Origin of the sequence: Hoylesella enoeca JCM 12259, from assembly GCF_000613405.1 — a bacterium.
Taxonomy (GTDB): domain Bacteria; phylum Bacteroidota; class Bacteroidia; order Bacteroidales; family Bacteroidaceae; genus Prevotella; species Prevotella enoeca.
This window is the reverse complement of the sequence record NZ_BAIX01000100.1, coordinates 1-1577: the sequence shown is the minus strand read 5'-3', so window position 1 is coordinate 1577 and position 1577 is coordinate 1. Positions and strand designations below refer to the sequence as shown.

The following is a 1577-nucleotide window of genomic DNA, read 5'->3' as shown; positions in this document are numbered from 1 at the left end:
GTTCAAATGGATATTACCTCAAAGAAGACTCCCTTATCCTTTCGGCAACCATTGGAGGCAAACGAATAGAGACAATTGAAGTATCATTAAGAACTTTGGAAGTGGTGCAAAGTCGTGGAGTATGCAACAAGAATACGGAATACCACGAGCAGATAGTAAACCTTGTCAATGCCAACAGCAGACTTATACGCCAAAGAATGAAGGCAACAGCATAAAGAAAAATATAAACCATCAAATTATCACAGCAATGAAAGTAGAAATAGAAAGCTTCGTATGTAACTGGGCAGACGAAATACCCCATATCCTCATTAGGGTTATCAATGCAATAACCCTATCCGATAACAAGGAAGTGTTAAGAACAGCCATTAAACAGATAGCCGAAGAAACGGAACTTGACAACTTCTTTGCCTATGGGTATGGACGCACTCACTTTTGGCTCACCCATCGCAGACTATCGAATGGCGAGCCGATGAAGCACAGATTGTTAATAGCAGAGTTTTAGGGATATGGAGAAGAAAAAGATATACAGAGTAAGAACGCAGTACATTTTCGAGGGCGTGTTTGAAGTCCTTGCCGATAACAAGGAGGATGCACGGCAGAAAGTTTTGCAAGATTGCGGGTTGGTAATGGGTAGTAACATTCACAGCACCTTGCCCGACGAGGAGGTGAGTTGGGCATTTTCTACCCACCCAAAAGTAAAAACAACAGCGAATAATCATTCAAAAGGAGTAAGCGACAGCGTACAAGCGGACGGCACATCCGCCGTCCGCTCCTTTCTTTCCATGAGCAATCAGGCGGGGAAAGATAAGGAGCAAAGAAAGCCTATGCCCTATCTTCAATAACCAACGATACCGAAACTGCAATTGAAAATGCTGTTTTGGTATCGTTCTTTTCATTGTTTTATCCTTATGGCACTGCCAACAGCCTTGTCACCGACCTTGACCAGTTCGTATTTTCCCAATCTGACATAAAGTTGCCCGAGTGTCTTGCAGCCGTAACGCTTGATTTTATACTTGGGCATCAGCTTTTTAAGTTCACCACCAATCAGTGAAAGCGTTACGGTATCATCCCCTTTACGTGCCGTCTCGAATGCCTTGTCAAACAAGGCACGGTCTCTGTCTATGAAGTAATCCGGCGTGTTATTATTCGGTTGGACGGGATCTGCCTTGTCCGAAAAGCGGAACTCATGACAGCTGTTTTGCAGTGATGCCGGTGTTTTCTGTTCGCCATAGCCCAACACCAATAGCCCTTCCTCTCTTATTCTCTGGGCAAGCAACGTATAATCGCTGTCGCTGGAAACGATACAAAAACCTTGCACGGTTTTTCCATGCAGCAAATCCATCGCATCGATGACAAGTGCCATATCCGTCGTATTCTTCACTCCGACATAAGAAAGCGCTTCCACCAAACGGAAAGAGAATGTCTTCGCTTCCTCTTTCCATCGTTTCATCGCGGACTTTGTCCAATCGGCATAGATACGCCGAATAATGGGATTGCCGTATGAGGAAACAAAGGAGATGATGTCGCCAAGTTTGTCGGCAGCAACATTATCGCCATCTATGAGAATGGCGATGGAC

The 1577-nt window shown here is 44.7% G+C and carries 3 protein-coding genes and 1 pseudogene; 3 read left to right on the top strand and 1 reads right to left on the bottom strand.

Features of this window, described 5'->3' with window-relative positions:
• The 3 genes and pseudogenes from JCM12259_RS16355 to JCM12259_RS15615 form a co-directional block, all read left to right on the top strand.
• Positions 1-215: PcfJ domain-containing protein (locus JCM12259_RS16355; RefSeq protein WP_081784216.1), on the top strand; the 215-nt coding region annotated here is incomplete at its 5' end.
• Between the two features lie 32 nt (positions 216-247).
• Complete coding sequence (locus JCM12259_RS12740) at positions 248-502, top strand: DUF8466 domain-containing protein (protein ID WP_004343225.1); 255 nt, start codon at positions 248-250, stop codon at positions 500-502.
• A 4-nt stretch (positions 503-506) separates the two neighbouring features.
• Positions 507-732: pseudogene (locus JCM12259_RS15615) on the top strand (hypothetical protein).
• 160 nt (positions 733-892) lie between these two features.
• Here the strand turns inward: JCM12259_RS15615 and JCM12259_RS12725 are convergent.
• Positions 893-1577, bottom strand: a 685-nt coding sequence (locus tag JCM12259_RS12725) for an NYN domain-containing protein (RefSeq protein ID WP_025066722.1), incomplete at its 5' end; no start/stop codon positions are given.

Bases quoted from the DNA above. Each gene is read 5' to 3' on its own strand.
- JCM12259_RS12740 (WP_004343225.1), top strand. From the start codon at position 248: ATGAAAGTAGAAATAGAAAGCTTCGTATGTAACTGGGCAGACGAAATA.